Here is a 631-nt window from a genome sequence, read left to right as displayed (position 1 = left end):
CTTCCCCTTCCGGGCCGACCACGGTGGCCACTTCATCACCATCCGCCAGCGGTTTGTAGCGATATAGCGCTCGCCAGTCGTTATAGCCCGACATAAAACGGAATTCGTTATGCAGATAAGATCCTGACTCTCCGCTCTCTTCTTGCAGGGCCTGCGGACACTTGCCGTGATGATGGATAGTGACGATTTGCCAGCGGGTATTCATGGCATCAACCGGGTGTTCGCTGAGGTCAAAGATTTTACCCGGCATCAGTTTAAAACAGTTACTTTGCCCGCTACCGGCCTGACGTTGATTCTCGACGGCCTGATGACGACGCTGGACAAACGGTTTTGCCTCCGCGTCTTTCTGAAAACGGCCGTAGCTTTCAAAAAGCTCAAACAGGGTTTTCTGCCCTTCCACACGGGGATCGATATTGGCCCGGTGCGTCAGGCGGTAATCGGGACTTTCGGGATTGTAGTCCTTATAAATGACCCGCGCCGGGGTCATGGAGACGCCCAGACGCACCTGATTCATCACATTCATTTCGGTGGCCGTCTCTATCTGCGGGTTGTAGACCAGCGGTAAGTTGGCCGTCATCCCTAAATGGCTGTCACTGAAAAACAGCTTGTCGTCTTCAAACCAGAAATTCAG

1 protein-coding gene is annotated in these 631 nt (G+C 53.2%); it reads right to left on the bottom strand.

From position 1 onward, the window contains the following. A partial coding sequence (locus tag EAE91_RS23665) for a contractile injection system protein, VgrG/Pvc8 family (RefSeq protein WP_280520316.1) occupies positions 1-631 on the bottom strand: 631 nt, incomplete at both ends.

Source organism: Photorhabdus noenieputensis, from assembly GCF_018448935.1.
GTDB classification, from domain to species: domain Bacteria; phylum Pseudomonadota; class Gammaproteobacteria; order Enterobacterales; family Enterobacteriaceae; genus Photorhabdus; species Photorhabdus noenieputensis.
The sequence above is the reverse complement of the archived record's forward strand: the minus strand, read 5'-3'. Positions and strand labels throughout refer to the sequence as shown.